The organism is Rugamonas sp. (genome assembly GCF_025354735.1).
Classification (GTDB): Bacteria; Pseudomonadota; Gammaproteobacteria; order Burkholderiales; family Burkholderiaceae_D; genus Rugamonas.
In genome coordinates, this window is record NZ_JANXMI010000015.1 from 1 (window position 1) to 17,676 (window position 17,676).

Here is a 17,676-nt window from a genome sequence, read left to right on the forward strand (position 1 = left end):
GGTACGACGGTCTTCGCGTTCATGTTCGGCAAACAGGCTGATCCGGGGCTTCATCATTGTGGTATTCATTGGTCGCGGGCTGATGCCAGAATTTTACCGAACCTGCGAACGGCAGGATAGGTTTCTAGAGGTACCCTTAATTTCATCAGTCGTCAGCCTCTCTGTAAGAAAATCAAGTGAACGAAATTTCGATTCGTCGTCTATAAGGTCACCATACCCTAGCCTAACGAACTGTTCTGCAACCTCAGCGCGACCAATAACTATCTTTTTCATATTTTTCTTTATCGCAGCTCGCAATGTGGATGTCAGCTCCTGGCCGAACGCGGCCGACTGCGTTAAGGATAACAGCTTGCTCAGATGCAAAACTCACGGATTCTCACGTTAGGCCGAGAGCGCCCCGAAGCAGCCAGTGCTGGCAGCGTAAGGTACAACTAGGTTTCAGCTACCGCCAGTCCCATGGAGCACGATATCGGCAAAAAAATGCGCCACCATCGCGTGCTCTAGCCCGCGTCGCCAGTACAGCCACCCGAAGACGACCCCGCCGACGGCATTCATGGCGATGATCCGGGCGACGACCATCGGCGTCAGCGGGAACAATGCCCCCGCGGCGGGAAGGTGCAGCGCACCGAACACGAGGGCGGCGCCGATGATGCCGGTCCAAATCGCGCGCGCATCCGCTATCGCGCCGGTGCGTGCCAGGAACCGGTTGGCGAGCCAGACCAGCAGGCTCATCAGGAACAGACGGCACATGAGTTCTTCCGCGATGCCGCCGTAGAACGATGCCAGCAGGCGCTTCCATAATTCGATGTCCGGCACGACCGAACCGATCATGGCCGGCATGAGCGGCTCAGAGACCTTGCCGAGGACGAGCAGGGCCAGGCCGACCTGGCCGCCGGTGACCACGGCCATGCCCAGGCTGCGTCGCGCTGGCGAGAGGAGCGCGGTCCGGCCGGGACCGGCGTGCAGGGTCGGCACTTTCAAACCGACGGTATCGGCCAGACGGAACCCTACCCAACTCAGCAGCGTCAACAGCACGAACGCCTGCAAGCATTGCACGATCAGAAATAAGGGCAATGGCAATGGCATCCGCGCGAACAGCCCCGGCGACAATGTCATCGCATAAGGCATCACGGCCATCGAGGCCAATGCGCCTGCTGCACCCAACAAGACGGCGGGACGCCCGACTCCCCTGATTTCTGGTGCGGCTGACATGAACATGCTTGGCCTCGCTAATGAAAGTGGAAGGAATTACCCGGAATTAGCTGTGAAACCTTGCAACCGCGGCATTGATGCGTGCCGCCGCGTCATGTGGGTCCGGTACGCCAATGACGAGTCGCGTCCATTTAGCGTTCGTAAGCTCGATCACTATTGTTCGCAGCGTGCGCCGGGTAAGGACGAACTGCCGGTCGCCGTCCTTAATGAATGTACCTGCAGCCAGCACGAACGGGATGTGCGTGCCGGGCAGGCGCAGCCCGAGCGCGCGCCCTTCAAAGCCGTCGTCTTCGGTGGCGCCTCGCACCATGCCGAGGGGGACACGAATGTCGCCACTGAGGGCAGACAGTTTTTCCCACCAAGGCAAATGGACACACAATTCGTTGTCGGAAAGTTCAAGTATGGGCATTGTCATTCCTTGTCGGGCAGGTGTTGCAGGAGGCGGACGCCCAGCAGTCGCGCGGCGTCGCCCGAGTAGGCGGCGAGCGCAGTGCGACACAGGGCGGCGATTGGCGCATCAATGCCAGCCATTTCACGCAGGGCTGTAATCATGATGTCCAGGGCAGCGGGCCGGTCGTGCCAATCGGCGACAAGCGACTTGCGTAAAACCTGTTCGAACAGCCCACGCTTGGAGCCGAAGACCTTGTACAGACTGCCGCGTTGCAGTCCCGTGGCGTCGACCAGATCGTCTATTGAGCACGCTGCGTACCCCAGGCGACCGAAGGCATCCGCGGCGCGGTCAATCACATCGTCTTCGTGAAAATTTCTCGGACGCGCCATCGGAGTTCAAATTCGTTATGGAACGATTGTTCAATAACGTAACGATAGGCTTTTTTGAATGTTCAATCAATAAAAACTGGCTAGCCGGCAAATACTGGGCAATTTCGTGTTTTTGGAGGCCCCAATGCCAGGAAGCGAATGGCCGGTGCTTGCCGACTCAGGCCGTTAACGAAGCGAGTATAGCGTTGGGTTATCTAGTATCGCAGTTGCGGTCTGATGAGCCTGTTCCACAGTAAGCCTTGCATCTAAGAGCACTTTTGTAACATCAGATAATTTTCTGGATGCAACTGCCGTATCTAGCGCATCAAATATATGAAAGTACGCCAACCTCTAGTTCACAGTCATAGCACCAAAGTCTGCGTCGTCATCCATTTTTCGCATCATGGTTCCACTCAACCTGAACGACTCCCATTGGCCGATTGTAGGCATTGGTCAATCCGTGGCATAGCATATCATCTTGCTCAAATGGAAAATGCGTGGATTGTCACAATGGCTTGCACGGTAGACGCGCATGCGGCAATGACAGTAGTCGGATTGGAGCGTTGGATAAGGCTGGTCGTTTTGGAGAGCAGCGGTCCCTTTTGAAGAATAGGGGGCAGAGTCAGACCGGGATCAAAGCCGGCTCATGAGCATACTCACCAGCATTTGGTGATGGCGCCGCGACGTATTGATTGGACCGCCGTGGACTACGCATTATTCCCGGAATTGGTGATCCGACGAGGGCCGGCGGCCTCCTACAATAGCCGCACACCAATCAACTTGAGGAACTCAACATGAATGCTCGTGCCAACTTTTATACCGCTTCGCCGGATGCAATGAAGGCCATGATGGCGCTGGAAACATCGGTCGGGAACCTGGGTCTGGAGGCGCCTTTGCTGGAGCTGGTCAAGCTGCGCGCATCCCAACTCAACGGTTGCGCTTTCTGCGTCGACACCCATACCACCGATGCCAAGAAGGCCGGCGAAAGCGAGCGTCGCCTGCATGGCGTGTCGGTCTGGCGCGAGACGCCGTTCTTTACGCCGCGCGAGCGGGCCGCGCTGGCATGGACCGAGGCGTTGACCCTGGTGTCGATCACGCACGCGCCGGATGCGGATTACGAACTGGTCAAGGCCAATTTCACCGACAAGGAACAGGTCGACCTGACGCTGGCCATCGCCACCATCAACGCGTGGAACCGCTTCGGCGTGGGCTTCCGCAAAATGCCTGCGGCTGAATAAGGGGACGACGATGAAATCGACCTTATTGAAATTGAGCATCGCCCTGGCTGCGGCGACCCTGTTCGGTGGCGCGGCGCAAGCCCACGACCCGGCGATGAACGGCAAGGAAGCGCGCGCGATACTTCAGGCGCTGCCGCTTGCCGATGTTCCCAACACCAAGGGCTTGATGGCGACGGTGACGTATGCGCCGGGGCAGGCGTCCGTGCCGCACCGTCATCCTGGATCGGTGTTCGCTTATGTGCTGGAGGGCGAGGTGATATCCAAGCTCGACGATGGTCCGGAAGTGACTTATAAAGCCGGCGATTCCTGGGTTGAGTCGCCGGGCATGCGCCACGTCGTATCGCGTAACGCCAGCGAGACCAAGCCCGCCAAGTTGCTGGTGTTCCTCTTGCTTAAGGACGGTGCCCAACTGGCTGAGCCGATTCCCAAGTAAGGCCGCCCATCGCCCTCGCTGAACGGCGGGGGCGGTTCTGCCCGTCTTGGGCGTGGCGCATGCGCATTTCAAGTGCGCCGCCCGTCGTCAGCGCCGGGCGGGCTTACCGCGACACCGCCCTGATAAACAAGGTCAGGCCTCGGCGTACGCGTTCCTCGGGCTCCGGCTCGGGCGTCCAGCCGACGATCGCGGGATTGCCCGCGATACAGCTCAAAAAATGCTCCCATAGCAACTCGGGCGTCAGATCCTGCATGAACTGCATCGGCGCGGCGGCTAGCTCCTTCTGCAACAGCGTCGCCATTTGCTCTGGATTCGCGCGACGCCAGGCGTCGCTCAGCGTGCGGTCCGGGTGGGAAAATACGATAGCCTGTAGCTTGCGCACGCGGTTATCGCTGCAACGCCGCCAAAGATGGAGAGCGAGCTTCTCCAGCCTGGCGGCGAATGGCAGGCCGTCCAGTTCCAGCTTCTCCAGCTGCTGCCGGTGCGATACGGCATCGGCTTCCACGATGGCTCTCAGCAACGCATCCTTGGCGCCGAATTGAATATAGATGGTGCGGATGGCGACGTGCGCCGTCTTCGCCACCATGGCCATCGACACATCGGCATAGCCGTGCTCGACGAACAGGTCGAGGGCGGCGGACAACAAGTCTTCCCGGCGCTGACCGAGCGTTGCCGCCAGCGGCCGGCCGGCTTTTCTTTTGATTTTCAACATGGTTCGATTTCCGCCTTACCGTTCAATCGCTGGCCCCCCCTGCTAGACCACGACGCTGCCGAAAAAGCCGTATTGTAGACTCCCGGCGATTCTTTTTGCCGTGACCTGGAATTCGCTGGCGATGCGCGGCTCAAACAGCCGGGACGAGGTGGCGTTGAACAGGGCCAGCCAGCGCACGAAATGGGCCGGCAGGATGCCTTCCAAAATCATGTGCTTGCCAAATACATTGCCTTGAAAGCTTTTGGTGCCGAGCATGACGGTGGACCAGAAATCGACCATCCGGTCCAGGTGCGGCGTCCAGTTGCCGCCGATGGCGGCGCTAAATACGGGGGACAGTTCGGGATCGGCGCGGACGTCGTCGTAGAACTCATGGACGAGTGAGGTGATCGAGGCTTGATTCAGTTCCTGGTAGGACATGGGACTCTTCTTTAATTTGTTGAAATGAAATGGCGGGCGCCAGCCGGACGCACCACAGTATGGATAACAGTACCGACGCCAGCACGAGCGCGATGCCTGTCAGGTTTTGATCGTCCAATAAATAGGCGTTGCATAGCCGCTGGGGCAGGTTTTGGTATTGGATGCCGGCGATCGCCATCATGGCGCTGAAATTGCCTAAAAAAAACAGCTGCACGATCCAGTGGCCGCGGTTCAGGGAGCCGGGCAGCACCAGCCCGAGCAGGAGGAGGGAAGCCACCTTGCCGGTTTCGGCAGCGGCCGAGGTCAAACTCAGTTCCAGGGCGCGGGGAATCATCCAGTAGGCGCTGACGAACAGCAGCAGCGTCAAGCCGGTGATGCCATATTCGTCGATGCGGCGCAGCCGGGACCGCATCGCAAGCGTATCGGACAGCAGCCAGCCGGACCCCAGCAGCAGCGGAATCTGCACAAACATGTGGCGCAGCATGGACGCTTCCAGCCACGGGGCGCAGACCAGCGCGATGGCCAGGGCGGCGATGGCGGCGGCGAGGCGGCCGCGTGCGCGTAGCCGGGGTGGCAGCGTCATTTTCGGTGCGCCTCGAACATGTCGACGGCATCGGCCAGGGCTTGCGATGGCATATCGAAGTCATCGATTTTCGCCAGCCGGCCATCGCTGTCGACGAGGTGGAAGGCGGCGTTGTGCACGAACTCGCCGAGCGGCGCCGGCAGCACGACGATGCCGAACGTCTGGAGCACGGCCTTGCGTTGCGGTTCGGAATCGATGCCGACCAGTTTCCAGATGGCCGGGTCGGCGTGCTGCCGCTCGGCATACGATGCCAGGCGCTCGGCGGTGTCGCGGGCGTCGAAGCTGATGCTCAGCAAACGCACTTTGTCCTGCAGATTGCGCTGACGAATAATTTGCTGCATTTGCTGAAATTCACTTCCCAACACGGTACAGACCGAATTGCAACTGGTGTAGATAAACGCGACCACGGTCACGCGCCGGTCCGCCCGCAGCATCGCCGCCAGCGTCGTCGGCGGCGCGCGATGAACCGCGGCGAACGGCATGTCCCTCGGTTCGCGCTCGACATCGAGGCGGCGGCCGTCTTCCGTGGACACCACGTTCAAGCCCATGGTCGCCTGATAAATGGCGGCGAAACCGAGCAGCGCCACCGTCAGCACGGCCGCCAGGGTCAGGCGCGGCCAGTGGTGAGCGTTGTTGCTTGAGTGAGCGCTATTGTTTGAGCTTGTTGAGGTCGTCATCGCCGTTCCACGGATCCTTGCGATCCTTGCCGGCCGCGCGTTCCGCCGTCACCACGTCGGCGCCGATTTTGCCGGCGCCGTTGCCGAAGTTGCTGCGGACGTAGCTGAGGACGGCCGCGATTTCGCCGTCGCTGAGCTTTTCCTTGAAGGCCGGCATTTGACCGTTATATTCCGTGCCCTTGACGGTCAACTTGCCCGTAATGCCGTGCAGTAGGATATTGACCGGCACCTTGTCGGCGGCCAGCGCCCATTCGGAACCGGCCAGCGGCGGGAAGACGCCCGGCAGCCCGGCGCCGGTGGTCTGGTGGCAAGCGACGCAGTTGGCCGTGAAGATTTGTCCGCCATCGGCCGCGCCGCCCGCGCCGGGCGCCTTGCCCTGGAGCGTGGCCATGGTGCGATGGTCGCCCAGCTCGGGGGCGTCGTCCTTTTGCGTCAGGATGATGTAGGAAACCGACCACACCAGCACCCCGAACACGGCGAGCAAAACGATGCGGGGAACCGGCCGGCTCATCTCGTGCGGGTCGGGATTTTCGCGCTCCCGGGCGTCATGCTTCGGTTGTTCGATCATTTGAATTCCCCTTTATTTTTTAGTGCCGGCGATGGTTTCGAACACGGGATAGGTATGGTCCAGGCCCTGCAAATAGGTGACGAGGTCGAGCGCCTCCTGGGTGGCCACGACGACTTTTCCGCCCGGGTTGTAGCCGGGCGGCAGCGCCACGACGCGCTCGCCGGCATCGGCCTTGTCCTTGGCCTCGAACAGGAAGGGGTAGGACGGCATGATGGAGCCCGGCGTGTAGGCGCGCGGCTGGTATAGATGGCCGAGGTGCCAGTCCTGGCTCGGCTGGCGCGCGCCGATATTGAACAGGTCGGGACCGGTGCGCATGGTGCCCAGCAAGTGCGGCTTGTCGTAATAATAGTCGCCGGCGACCGGCGCCCGGCCCCAGCCGCGTTGGTCGTCCGGCGCCTGCGCCTTGTCGCGCGGCTGTTGCGAGTGGCAATAGATGCAGCCGTTCTTGATATACACCTCGCGCCCCCGCAGCTGGGCCGAGGTGTAGGGCTTCAAGCCTTTCGGCGGCTCGACGCCCTTGAGCTGGATGAAGGGCAGCACCACCAACGCCGAGGTCGCAAGCGCCAGGGTCACCATCGCTCCGCTGAGCAGTTTAAACTCGTCATGCATAGTCAGGCTCCTGCCAGTTGATCGGTTGCCGATGTGGCTTTGCGGGTGTGCAGCAGCGCCGCGCCGGTGCGGGCCGGGCCGTAACGCAGGGCCATGGCGATGAAGTGGCCGGCGAACACCAGGTGTCCCAGGGTCATCAAGGAGCCGCCGACGGTGCGGCTCTTCAGGAAGGGGATGGTGACGTTGACGGAGTCGATGAAGGGTTTGGACGCGTCCAGCATCGCCAGACCCTGCAACCAGCCGCCTATCGACAGGCCGATGAAGTAAATCGCGAAGCCGATGATGACCAGCCAGAAATGGACGGCGATCAGGCTCGGGTAGGGCCATTCCCAGGACATCACGCGCGGCATCACAAAGTAAATGGCGCCGAACATCACCATGGTGAAGAAGCCGTACAGGCCCAGGTGGGCGTGGGCCACCGTGAAGTGCGTGAAGTGGGCCACCGTGCTGACGCTGCGCAGGGCTTCAAACGTGCCTTCAAGCGAACTGAGGGTGTACATCATGCCGCCGAGGACGAGGAAGCGCAGCGTCGGCGAATAGATGAGCTTGGAGAAGTAGCCGCGCATGGTCAGGTGCTGGTTGATCGAGAAGGAAATCACCGGCACGATCATCATGATGCTTTGCACGATGGACAGCGTGATGAGCCACGCCGGCACCGGGCCGCCGACCAGGTGGTGGCCGCCGACCTGGCCATAGAAGAAGGCCAGCGTCCAGAATCCCAGCAGCGACAGATTGTAGGATTGCACCGGGCGGCCGATGATCTTGGGCAGGAAGTAGTACACCGAGGCCAGCGCCATCGGCGTGTAAAACAGGCCCAGCACATTGTGCCCGTACCACCAGTTCATCGTCGCCTGCTCGACGCCGAAGTGCAGCGCCGGCAGCTTGGCGATGAAGAATAAAATCGGAAACCAGAACAGCGCCGCGCCCATATACCACACGGACACATACAGGTGGTCGACCTTGCGCGCTTGCAGCGTGTAGACCAGCGGCAGTCCCATCAGGGCGCCGCCCATGACGATCAGGATGTCGACCTGCCAGGGCATTTCCAGCCACTCCATGCCGTCGCTGATGCCGGCGGCGATGCAGCCGACGCCGGCGATCAGGCCCGCGTTCCACAACATGCAGCCGAAGACGGCGTAGCGGCCGCCGATCAGCGGCGTCTTCAGCAGGCGCGGCAGCAACCAGTTGGCGATGCCGAAGGACGCCATCGGCGCCCAGCCATACGCGACGATATTCAGGTGGATGGTGCGGATGCGGCCGAAGGTGAGCCAGGCCTGCTGCACCAGCCAGTCGGGCTGATGCAGTTTGATGGAGCTGGTCAGGCCGGCCAGCGAACCGACCACCAGCCACACGACGGCGCAGCTGAGGAAGACGAAGGACACGAAGGCGGTCGAGCGGTCGGCCTCGACGCGTTCTTCCAGCTCGCGCGCCAGCGTCGCTTCCTGGGCCGCCGACAACACCGCGCGCGCCTGGCCGGGGACCTGCTCGCGCAAGCCCTGGAGTTGCGCGGCGGTGGCCGACGGCTCTTCGCCGCGACCGACTTCGCCGTCGGAGAAAATGACATACGCCGCCGCCGCCGTATTATCGAATAAGCGCTTGCGCAATGACCAGATAAAGATGAACAGGCCGGTAATCGACAGAATAAACGACGACAAAAGTATAGTGACTGTATTCATGATAAGCCGTTTGGTGAATGGTTTAAGTTATCCTGCGATAAACTCTACATCGGTGCCGCGTTTATACCGCCGCGGCGGCGGAATGCGTTAATGCCCCTATCGTGGCCGTCAATAACAGGGCCAGTTTCACTATTTCCGTCACGCTGAACACGGCGTGCCACGGACTTTTGGATATTGCTTTGCCGGCCAGCCGTTCGTCGACCCGTTTGGAGAGCGGCGGCATCAATACGATGATCTGGAAGGCGAGTATCGCGGCGGCCGAAAACACGGGCCAGCGCAAGGTCGTGCCGGCCGCCGACAGCACCAGCACCGCCGCGATGGCGAGCGCGCTTTCGACCCGGTGCGTGACCTTGAACATTTGCCGGCCGGTCGCGAGGGCGATCGGCCGGGCCAGACCCGGCGTGGAAAACTTTGCTGGCTGGGCAACAAAAGAAACCCCCAATACCACCCCGGCCCACATCGACGTGGTCAATACACTTGCGATACCTAAAATCATGATGACTCCTATCTGAGATTCGCGCCTGCCGAATCCGCTAACTAAGAAAAATAACATTCATTCGTATTAATAAGCCTGGCTGACAAATAATATTTTGCTACCTTGCACACATTGCTGCCGTGTAAAACCGCGTTGCGGCGGCGGCCTGCGTTTGCGTGGTCGGCCGATGGCGGTCATATTGCTCCGCCGTCAAGCGGGCCTTAGCTGCTGCTCAATTCCACCCGGTCGCGTCCCTTGTTTTTCGCCACATACAGGGCCTGGTCGGCGGCGCTCAAGGCCTCGTCGAGTCCGGCGCGCCCGAACAGCCGCGCCAGGCCGATGCTGATGGTGACGTGGACGGCGCCGATGCCGTCGACCGTCACGCTGGAGGCCGCCACGGCGCGCCGGATGCGTTCGGCGACATGGCTGGCCTGCTCGACGGTCGCGTTGGGAAAAATCAGCCCGAACTCTTCGCCGCCCAGCCGCGCCACGACATCGGTGTCGCGCGCGATGGACGCGATGGCGTGCGCCACCGACCGCAAGATGGCGTCGCCCACGCCGTGCCCGTACTGGTCGTTGATGTTCTTGAAATTGTCCACATCGCCGATGCCGACGGTGATCGGCGCCGCGCTCCTGGCGCTGCGCGACAGGGCGTTGACCGCTTCTCGCTCGAAGGCGCGGCGGTTCGGCAGGCCGGTGAGGGCGTCGGTCATGGCCTGTTCCTCCAGCTGGCGTACCAGGTCCAGATTACGCGCCTCCATTTGCAGACGCAAGCGGATGTCGGTCATGTAGGCGCCGAAGTATCTTTGCCCATGGCATAGGCCCAGGTCCACCGCTTTCATCTCGACCGGACAGGCCTCGCCGGAGCGCAGCAGGAGTTCCAGCTGGCGCACCTTGCCCAATATGGCCGAAGGGTGCTGGTTGACGATGAAGGCCGCGATTTTCCGCGAGTGCGGCGCGAGGCCGTCGGGCGCGATCAACCGGTCGAGCGAGCTGCCGTGGAGCTCGTCTCTCGTGTAGCCGGACAGCACTTCCATCGAGCGGTTGATGTAGTGGATGATCGAGTTCTGATCGACAATAATGATCCCGTCGAGAGCGTCTTCGAGCAAACGCAGGTGGAGCTGGAACGGAAGATCTGACGGGGTCGGCATACCTAACCTTGAGTTGTTTGCCAGTGCCGCGGAATGCCGATAAAAAGCTGCGCTTTTTTCCAACAACACATTCCTCAACATAATGTACCGGGCCCTCACTTGCAAGGAACAACTCCGATAGGGAATACGAAGTGTTGCGCGTGCGGGCAAGGCGCGGGCCGCGTTTTTCATGGGGGATCGCGCGGCGCGACGGCGCGTCGCCGGGCCGACGCTGCCCATGGCTGGGAAGGCGTCAACCTTCACGGCCATCCATCCTGGGCCGACAGAGCAGGGCGCCGAACATGGCAATGAATGTGGCGAAAGCGATCACCCAAAAAATGGCGGAGATGGTCAGAAAAATGCCTCTCGCATCGCGGTCCAGGACGTTGGCCAGGATCCGGAAAATCGCCGCGCATTGCACCGCGCCGAAAATCAGCCATTCATGGCGTTCGGCACGCATGCGGTGTCCGGTGTGGCCCAGGGTGGTGCGGCTCATCATGCCTAAAATCAGGCTGGACATGCCGCCGATGGCGATGGCATGCATGGCCGTGCTGACGCTGGCGTAGCCCAGTTGCGCCGCCCCAAGCAAAAGAAATCCCAAGCCTATCCATGCGAACGCCAGATGCAATATCCACAGCAGCGGATAGGCGCGGGTTTGGGCGGGCGTCCAGTACGCAAGCCGCAGCCATTGCAGCAGGCCGGCGGCCAGGGCCAGCGTCGCGCTCAGCGCGCCCGGCCAGTCCAGCGTCCACGCGAGACTGGCCGCGATCAGCAAGCCCACACCGGCGCGGTCGACCCGCGCATCGCTGCGGGGGGCGCTGCCCGGCGCCATGTTTTTTGTGAAGCCGGGAATCACCCGGCCGCCCATGACGGTGGACAGCACCGCCAGCACGAGAATGGCGACTTCGATGGCCTTCATCGGCGACAGCGTCGACCATCCGAGCACGCTCGCATGGAAAGACAGATTCGTCAGGAACAGCAAGACCAGCAAGGCCAGCAAGGGCAAGTTGCTGCGCTTGCCCGAGCGCAGCATCACGTTCAGCAGCGGGACGATGGCGACGGGAAGGAATAACAGATCCACGCCGGCCGCGATCGCCGGCGGCGCCAACAACATCGCGGCCCGTCCAGCCAGCCACACGGCCGCGATCAGCGCCAGCGTTCGGCCGCGCGGCGTCCACAAGCCGGTCCAGTTGCGCGCGGCCGTGAACAAAAAGCCCACCACCACGGCAACGGCGAATCCCAGCACCATTTCGTGCATATGCCACAGCAAGGTCACGTTGGGCAGACTGCCCAGGTGGCCGAGAAAGGCGAGCAGCCAAACGGGAACGCTCAGCACGGCGAACACGGCGGCCAACAGATAAAACGGCCGGAAGCCTAGCCCGAAGAAGGCGCTGCGCTCGATGAACGAGACGCGGGAGGCGCCTATCGGCTGAGGCTCGTCTATGGGCATCAACGACGCAAGCTGGTTCATGGATGTGGGCCTGGATAAAAGGTTGGCAAGCGGCGGCGGGGCGGGCGCTTATTGAGCGTCTTGCCGGCGCTTCAGCGACACGGCGTAAGCGGCCGCGCGGGATTGCAAGATGGGGTCGTCCGACGGCGCTATGCCGGCCGGCAAATTGACCGGCACAAAGACCAGGCCGTCGCATGTGCCCGCCGCCGCCAGGGCGGTGACGCTCAAGCGTCCGAGCGCGACCGTGCCGGCGCCCGTCCAGGCCGTGCTGGAGTCGCTCAGCGAATCGCCCTCGGCCGGCAATTGCGCGACGATGTCAAACTCGACGGCGCCGCCTTGCAAGCGAGTTTCCAGCTCCGCTTCCAGGAAGGAATCGGGCAGGTTCTTCTCATCTTCATCCGACAGATAGTGGGTGCCTGCGACCGGCGTGACGATGATGCGGGCGGTGTGCGGCGCGCCATCCTTGCCGTGGAAGATGAAGGCGTTGTTCGAGAAGTAGGGCGTCGTGCCATACGAAGCGGGGGCGGCGTGCGCGGCCAGCAGGGCGGGCTGACGTGTACCGTCCGGGAATTTGGCGTTGTGGGCCGCGACTTTTTCCGGGTTGGGTTTCTTGGTTTCAGGATCGACCACCCGCGCTTCCAGGAAGCTGACGAAGGATGCCGGCGTGGCGGCGAAAAACACCGGTTCCGATAACAGCACCAGATCCCAGCTCGATGGTCCTTCGGAGACGCGTATCGCCAGGCCGCGTACCGAGCGGCTTTTATCGGAAACACCGGGGTTGCCGCCGCCGACGGAAAAACGCACCGTCGCGTGCAGCGCGCCGGCCGCGAAAAGAGGGCTGAGGACGAACTCGTCGACCTGGGCTGCCGGCTTGAACTCGCCGACCGCGCAAAAGCCTTTGGCGTGCGAAGCCCGCTTGCCCGCATGCTTGCCGAATGTATTGTTCAGCGCATCGACCATTGCGGCTGGACCTGGCGTGCCCTGTTTTGCTGTCGTGGTGGTTTCCATGATTAATTCCTTTCAAAATTGTTGACGATGGGTGATCTCTGCTGGCGGCTGTAGTTGTGTACCTCGTCCACCATCGCCGCCACGCTGTCCGGCGACGTGAACTGCGAAATTCCGTGTCCCAAATTGAACACGTGGCCGCTGCCGTCGGACGGCGCGCCGAAATCGTTCAAGACCTTGCGCACCTCGGCGCGAATCTGCGCCTCGCCGGCAAAGAGTATCGCCGGGTCCAGATTGCCTTGCAGGCCCACTTTGGCGCCGACCAGCTCGCGCGCCCGCGCCAGGTTGACGGTCCAGTCCAGGCCCACGGCGTCGGCGCCTATGCCGGCGATTTGCTCTATCCACTGGCCGCCGCCCTTGGTGAAGACCACCACGGGAACGGCCGCGCCATCGTGATTGCGCTGGAGCCTGGCGACCACCTGCTGCATGTAAGCGAGCGAGAATTGCTGGAAAGCGCCATCGGCGAGGGCGCCGCCCCAGGAATCGAAAATCATCACGGCCTGCGCGCCGGCCTCGATTTGCGCGTTCAGATATTGCGCCACGGCCGTCGCGTTGATGTCCAAAATACGGTGCATCAGGTCGGGCCGCGCATACAGCATTTTTTTGATGGTATGAAATTCCCGGGAACCCTGGCCTTCGACCATGTAACAAGCCAGCGTCCAGGGGCTGCCGGAAAAGCCGATCAGCGGCACGCGACCCTTGAGCTCGGTGCGGATTTGCGTCACGGCCTTGAACACATAGTCGAGCGAATCGAGTTCCGGCACGCGCAGGGACAGCACGTCTTTTTCATCCCGGAGGGGACGCGCGAAACGGGGGCCTTCCCCTTCGACGAAATGCAAGCCCAGGCCCATCGCATCGGGCACGGTCAAAATGTCCGAAAACAGAATCGCCGCGTCCAGCGGAAAACGCTCCAGCGGTTGCAGCGTGACCTCGGTGGCATAGTCCGGATTGGTGGCCAGGTCCATGAAGGAACCGGCCTTGGCGCGTGTGGCGCGGTATTCCGACAGATAGCGGCCCGCCTGGCGCATCAGCCACACGGGCGTGTGGGCGGTGGGCTGGCGCATCAGCGCCCGCAAGAAAGTGTCGTTCTGAAGCGGTGCGAAAGAGGTCATAATCGATGGCCGTTGAGGGCGTCTGATGGGCGGGCTGTCATGACCTTAAGTCGCAGCAGCGTTGCTGATGTTACTTATTATTTACAGAAAATCATTTGGATCACTCAAATTAGCGCGAATTGGAACCCTTGGCTTCGGGCAAAAAGTCGCGCCACCCGGTCGCGCCCGACAGGAGCCGTGCTTACTGGGACGGCTTGGCGTTCAGCCAGCCCTTCGCGACAAAGATCTGGGCACCGGCGTCGGACTTCAAAAAGGCCACGAATTGCGCTGCGGCCGGGTTGGCGCGTCCGCGCTGCGTCACGACCACGCCGGCATCGCGGTACAGCGCATAGCGCGGTTCCACGGGGATGGCGTCACCGACCTGCGAAAAGGCGTTTTGCCAGGCGGTCCAGGTCAGCCATGCGTCCAGTTCCGGCCGTTCGGTCCAGATCTGTTTTGCGTCCGCGCTGTTTTTCGCGTAAGCGGCCACATTGCTGCGCAGCGCACGGATTTGCCCGATGTCGCCGTTGCGGCCGGCCATGTCTTCCCACGCGCCCGACAAGCCCGAGCCGTTGACCACTTCCAGCTTCACGCCCGGCTTCATCAAGTCCTCGAAACCGTGGATCTTTTTCGGATTGCCGGCACGGACCACGATGGTCATCGGGCGCACGTACAAAGGCTCGGCGTCGGCCAGCTTGACCTGATCGCCCAAGACAAAGGCGAACTCCGTCATCATGTGTTCGGAACCGCTGTAGACCACTTCGGCATCGATTTTTGCCGCGTCTATCCACGTGGGCGTCAGGCCGGCGACCAGCTTCACTTTGATGCCCGTCTGCTCCTCAAACTTGGCGGCCGCCGCCTTGAACGCCGGCGCCGGGCCACCGGGGCCGTACACCTTCAGTTCTTGGGCGCCGGCGTGGCCGACAGCGGCTGCGCCCAGAAGCAACAGCAAAGGTTTGGAAATATTGAACATGGAAATCCTCAGGAAATGGCACGCCGCGGATACAGCGTAAAAGTGATAAGATGTATTCTATATGATTCTTAAAGAGCGCGCCATGAATTCCATAAACAACCATGCTGCCGTTGTCGAGCTTGCGCCGGGGACCACGGTGTTCAGCGCGGGCGATTCCTGTTCCGGCTACCCCAGCGTCATTTCCGGTGAAATCAAGGTGTATCAGATTTACGCCAGCGGCCGCGTCAAGGAGCTGTACCGTATCGGACCGGGCGATAATTGCATACTTTCATTGTCGTCGTTGCGCGGCGGCGATGGACGATATCCGGCGTTCGCCATGACGACGGTGGCCAGCCGGATCGCCCTGTTGCCCAAAGCGCAGTTCGAATTGCGCCTGGCCCAGGATGCAGAGTTTCGCAACAAGATATTGTCGGATCTATCCGGCCGCCTGCTGTCCATGCTGGAACTGGTCGAAGACTTGTCGGAAAAACGCGTCGATCAACGTTTGGCCACGCTGCTGTTGCGGCACGGCCCGCTGATCGCCCACACCCATGCCGAATTGGCGGCGGAGCTCGGCACGGTGCGTGAAATAGTGAGCCGGACCCTGGCGCTATTCGACAGCAAAGCCTGGGTTTCGACGCGGCGCCGGCGCATCGAGTTGTTGAACGCCGCCGCGCTGGAACATTTCGCCACGCTCAGCTGACGGATCGCGGACCATCTTTAAGCGTTACCGAATGGCACTGGAAAGATCTTTAACATGAATGCTTCCGTACAAAAAATCGAATTTTCCACCTCGCTGTTCAGCGTGATCCTGGGGACATCCGGGCTCGGCTACGCATGGCGCAACGCGGCCCATTTGTGGCATTTTTCTGAGTGGATAGGCAATTGCTTGCTGATATCGGCAGTGGCCGTGTGGGCGATATTAATCGCCATCTTGCTGCGACAGCTGATAAAGAACCGGGACCGGCTGCGACAGGAATTCCTCTCGCCGATAGCCGGCAGCATGCCCGCGCTGGTCGGCATCGCCACGCTGGTGTTGGTGCCGGCAGCCAACATTTTTTCGCGCGACGCGGCATGGGTGCTGGCCGGGCTGGGCTTGAGCTGGCATATGGTGTTCGCGATCTGGCATGGCGGGACGCTGTGGAAGGGCGGACGCAGCCCTCACCACGCGTCGCCGGCCTTATATTTGCCTTCGGTGGCCGGCAATTTCACGGCCGCCGCAGCATTGGGCACGCTCGGCTATGTGGAGTGGGCGTATCTGTTCCTGGGCGCCGGCGTGTTTTCATGGCTGGCCATCGAATCGGTCGTCATGTCGAACGGCTGGCAGACCGGGTTGCCGGAGGAGCACCGCTCCTTGATGGGCATACAGGCTGCGCCGCCGCTGGTGTGCGCGGTGTCCATGCTGACGCTGATGCCTGCCGGTGCATCGAAAATTCCGCTGATGCTGTGGGGATATGGCCTGTTCCAGCTGGCGATAGGCTTGCGTCTCCATGGCTGGTTGAAGGGGCAGAAATTTTCGCCGTCGTATTGGGCTTATACGTTCGGGATGACATCGGCGCTCAATTGCGCGCTCAAGTTTGCGGCGGCCGGCGTGACGCCGGGGGAAACACTGGCCTTGCCGCTATTGATTGCGGTCACGATGTTCGTTGCGCTGCTGATGATCAGGTCGATCGCGTTTTTCGTTAACGGTAGCGACCTCGCACGCTGCGCGAGCTGACGTTGCTGAAACTCGTTTTCGTGGACCAATCGCAGGTTCACTTGACAAGCTTGCGATATGGCTGTGATATGACTGTGCCAGCCATTTATCGTGAGAGGGGTCGCAGTGTTCAACAGTACCGTACTCGAAGTCGCCGTCGGCGTCGTTTTTTGCTTTTGCGCCGTCAGCCTGATCGTCAGCTCGGCCAACGAAGCGGTCTCGTCACTCCTCAATTTGCGCGGCAAATATTTGCTGCGATCGCTGGAGCTGCTGTTCAACGAGCCGGCCGGCGCCGGCCTGGTGCTGGCCCTGTACAACCATGTCCGCATCCATCCCGCGGGCGGCGGCCGGGCCACCGCTGTGCGGCAATTGCGACAACTGCCAGCGTATGCCGAACCGCGCCAGTTCGCCATCGCGCTGACGGAGATACTGCAAGACCGGGCAGGGGAGGCCGGCGATCTGCGCACGGCCATCGCGGCGCTGCCGGAGCCGCAACTGAAGCAACTGCTGACGAGCATGTATCGGAGGGCGGGAGCGGACCAGCCGCGCTTCGAGGCGGAGCTGGCGTCGTGGTTCGATAGTTCCATGCGGCGCCTGTCCGCCGCCTACAAGCGCACCATGCAGTGGTGGGCCTTGTTGTTCGGTTTGCTGCTCGCCGTCGCGCTCAATATCGACGCCCTGCATCTATTCAAGGTCTTGTGGGCCCATCCGGCGCTGATGAACGCCGCCTCCGCCGTGCAGCTCGTCGACGCGCACAGCGCGCTGGAGCATTTGAACGCGACGACCTTGCCGCTGGGCTGGGAAATGGCGCCGTTCAGCTATGCCGGTGGCGCGCTGCACGCGGGTTACAGCCCGGGCCAGCTGGCGCAGATGGCGGCCGGCTGGCTGATCACCGCCTCGTCGACGCTGTTCGGCTCGCCGTTCTGGTTCGACTTGCTGCAAAAAATCAGCAATCTGCGCGGCACCGGGCCGAAGGTCGGCTAGTCCGTCCCC

At 61.7% G+C, this 17,676-nt stretch carries 21 protein-coding genes; 5 read left to right on the forward strand and 16 right to left on the reverse strand.

Going from position 1 to position 17,676, the window contains the following annotated elements; all coding sequences use genetic code 11:
• Positions 1-438 precede the first annotated feature (438 nt).
• From Q0S71_RS01170 to Q0S71_RS01180, 3 genes are read right to left on the reverse strand one after another with little or no spacing between them, the layout of a single operon-like run.
• Positions 439-1,218, reverse strand: a complete 780-nt coding sequence (locus Q0S71_RS01170; protein WP_295990200.1) for a CPBP family intramembrane glutamic endopeptidase — start codon at positions 1,216-1,218, stop codon at positions 439-441.
• A gap of 40 nt (positions 1,219-1,258) precedes the next feature.
• Positions 1,259-1,621, reverse strand: coding sequence for a hypothetical protein (locus Q0S71_RS01175; protein WP_295990202.1), 363 nt, complete (start codon positions 1,619-1,621; stop codon positions 1,259-1,261).
• 2 nt (positions 1,622-1,623) lie between these two features.
• Positions 1,624-1,959 carry a TetR/AcrR family transcriptional regulator gene (locus Q0S71_RS01180; protein ID WP_295990203.1) on the reverse strand — a complete coding sequence of 112 codons (336 nt, stop codon included), beginning with the start codon at positions 1,957-1,959 and terminating at the stop codon, positions 1,624-1,626.
• A gap of 806 nt (positions 1,960-2,765) precedes the next feature.
• Between Q0S71_RS01180 and Q0S71_RS01185 the strand changes: the two genes are divergently transcribed.
• Both Q0S71_RS01185 and Q0S71_RS01190 read left to right on the forward strand, forming a co-directional pair.
• On the forward strand, positions 2,766-3,209 hold the full coding sequence (locus Q0S71_RS01185) for a carboxymuconolactone decarboxylase family protein (protein ID WP_295990205.1): 444 nt from the start codon (positions 2,766-2,768) through the stop codon (positions 3,207-3,209).
• Between the two features lie 10 nt (positions 3,210-3,219).
• Positions 3,220-3,642 carry a cupin domain-containing protein gene (locus tag Q0S71_RS01190; RefSeq protein WP_295990206.1) on the forward strand — a complete coding sequence of 141 codons (423 nt, stop codon included), beginning with the start codon at positions 3,220-3,222 and terminating at the stop codon, positions 3,640-3,642.
• A 103-nt stretch (positions 3,643-3,745) separates the two neighbouring features.
• Here the strand turns inward: Q0S71_RS01190 and Q0S71_RS01195 are convergent, their stop codons facing one another.
• The 13 genes from Q0S71_RS01195 to Q0S71_RS01255 all read right to left on the reverse strand — a co-directional run bounded on the left by Q0S71_RS01195 (position 3,746) and on the right by Q0S71_RS01255 (position 15,008).
• Complete coding sequence (locus Q0S71_RS01195; RefSeq protein ID WP_295990208.1) at positions 3,746-4,354, reverse strand: TetR/AcrR family transcriptional regulator; 609 nt, start codon at positions 4,352-4,354, stop codon at positions 3,746-3,748.
• A gap of 42 nt (positions 4,355-4,396) precedes the next feature.
• Positions 4,397-4,771 (reverse strand): group III truncated hemoglobin, encoded by a 375-nt coding sequence (locus Q0S71_RS01200; protein ID WP_295990210.1) that lies wholly within the window; start codon positions 4,769-4,771, stop codon positions 4,397-4,399.
• Positions 4,722-5,354, reverse strand: a complete 633-nt coding sequence (locus Q0S71_RS01205) for a hypothetical protein (RefSeq protein WP_295990212.1) — start codon at positions 5,352-5,354, stop codon at positions 4,722-4,724. The genes Q0S71_RS01200 and Q0S71_RS01205 overlap by 50 nt, the downstream gene beginning before the upstream one ends.
• On the reverse strand, positions 5,351-6,031 hold the full coding sequence (locus Q0S71_RS01210; RefSeq protein ID WP_295990214.1) for an SCO family protein: 681 nt from the start codon (positions 6,029-6,031) through the stop codon (positions 5,351-5,353). Before Q0S71_RS01210 ends, Q0S71_RS01205 begins: the two co-directional genes overlap by 4 nt.
• Entirely contained in the window at positions 6,003-6,599 is a 597-nt protein-coding gene (locus Q0S71_RS01215) for a cytochrome c (protein WP_295990216.1), read from the reverse strand. Before Q0S71_RS01215 ends, Q0S71_RS01210 begins: the two co-directional genes overlap by 29 nt.
• A gap of 12 nt (positions 6,600-6,611) precedes the next feature.
• Positions 6,612-7,208, reverse strand: a complete 597-nt coding sequence (locus Q0S71_RS01220) for a cbb3-type cytochrome c oxidase subunit II (protein WP_295990218.1) — start codon at positions 7,206-7,208, stop codon at positions 6,612-6,614.
• A gap of 2 nt (positions 7,209-7,210) precedes the next feature.
• A complete protein-coding gene (locus Q0S71_RS01225) occupies positions 7,211-8,884 on the reverse strand; it encodes a cbb3-type cytochrome c oxidase subunit I (protein ID WP_295990219.1) in 1,674 nt (557 codons plus the stop codon).
• Positions 8,885-8,945: 61 nt separating this feature from the next.
• Positions 8,946-9,380 (reverse strand): hypothetical protein, encoded by a 435-nt coding sequence (locus tag Q0S71_RS01230; RefSeq protein ID WP_295990220.1) that lies wholly within the window; start codon positions 9,378-9,380, stop codon positions 8,946-8,948.
• A gap of 200 nt (positions 9,381-9,580) precedes the next feature.
• Positions 9,581-10,510 carry a diguanylate cyclase gene (locus Q0S71_RS01235; protein ID WP_295990222.1) on the reverse strand — a complete coding sequence of 310 codons (930 nt, stop codon included), beginning with the start codon at positions 10,508-10,510 and terminating at the stop codon, positions 9,581-9,583.
• A gap of 232 nt (positions 10,511-10,742) precedes the next feature.
• Positions 10,743-11,960 (reverse strand): NnrS family protein, encoded by a 1,218-nt coding sequence (locus Q0S71_RS01240; RefSeq protein WP_295990224.1) that lies wholly within the window; start codon positions 11,958-11,960, stop codon positions 10,743-10,745.
• Between the two features lie 48 nt (positions 11,961-12,008).
• Positions 12,009-12,947, reverse strand: a complete 939-nt coding sequence (locus tag Q0S71_RS01245) for a catalase (protein WP_295990226.1) — start codon at positions 12,945-12,947, stop codon at positions 12,009-12,011.
• Positions 12,948-12,949: 2 nt separating this feature from the next.
• Positions 12,950-14,056 carry a uroporphyrinogen decarboxylase gene (gene hemE, locus Q0S71_RS01250; protein ID WP_295990228.1) on the reverse strand — a complete coding sequence of 369 codons (1,107 nt, stop codon included), beginning with the start codon at positions 14,054-14,056 and terminating at the stop codon, positions 12,950-12,952.
• Between the two features lie 181 nt (positions 14,057-14,237).
• Entirely contained in the window at positions 14,238-15,008 is a 771-nt protein-coding gene (locus tag Q0S71_RS01255; RefSeq protein ID WP_295990231.1) for a substrate-binding domain-containing protein, read from the reverse strand.
• A gap of 82 nt (positions 15,009-15,090) precedes the next feature.
• Between Q0S71_RS01255 and Q0S71_RS01260 the strand changes: the two genes are divergently transcribed.
• From Q0S71_RS01260 to Q0S71_RS01270, 3 genes are all read left to right on the forward strand, one after another.
• On the forward strand, positions 15,091-15,690 hold the full coding sequence (locus tag Q0S71_RS01260; RefSeq protein WP_295990233.1) for a Crp/Fnr family transcriptional regulator: 600 nt from the start codon (positions 15,091-15,093) through the stop codon (positions 15,688-15,690).
• 54 nt (positions 15,691-15,744) lie between these two features.
• Positions 15,745-16,704, forward strand: coding sequence for a dicarboxylate transporter/tellurite-resistance protein TehA (locus tag Q0S71_RS01265; protein WP_295990234.1), 960 nt, complete (start codon positions 15,745-15,747; stop codon positions 16,702-16,704).
• 105 nt (positions 16,705-16,809) lie between these two features.
• The gene (locus Q0S71_RS01270) at positions 16,810-17,667 is read left to right on the forward strand and encodes a hypothetical protein (protein ID WP_295990236.1); all 858 of its coding nucleotides are present in this window, start codon (positions 16,810-16,812) and stop codon (positions 17,665-17,667) included.
• The last annotated feature ends 9 nt before the right edge of the window (positions 17,668-17,676 follow it).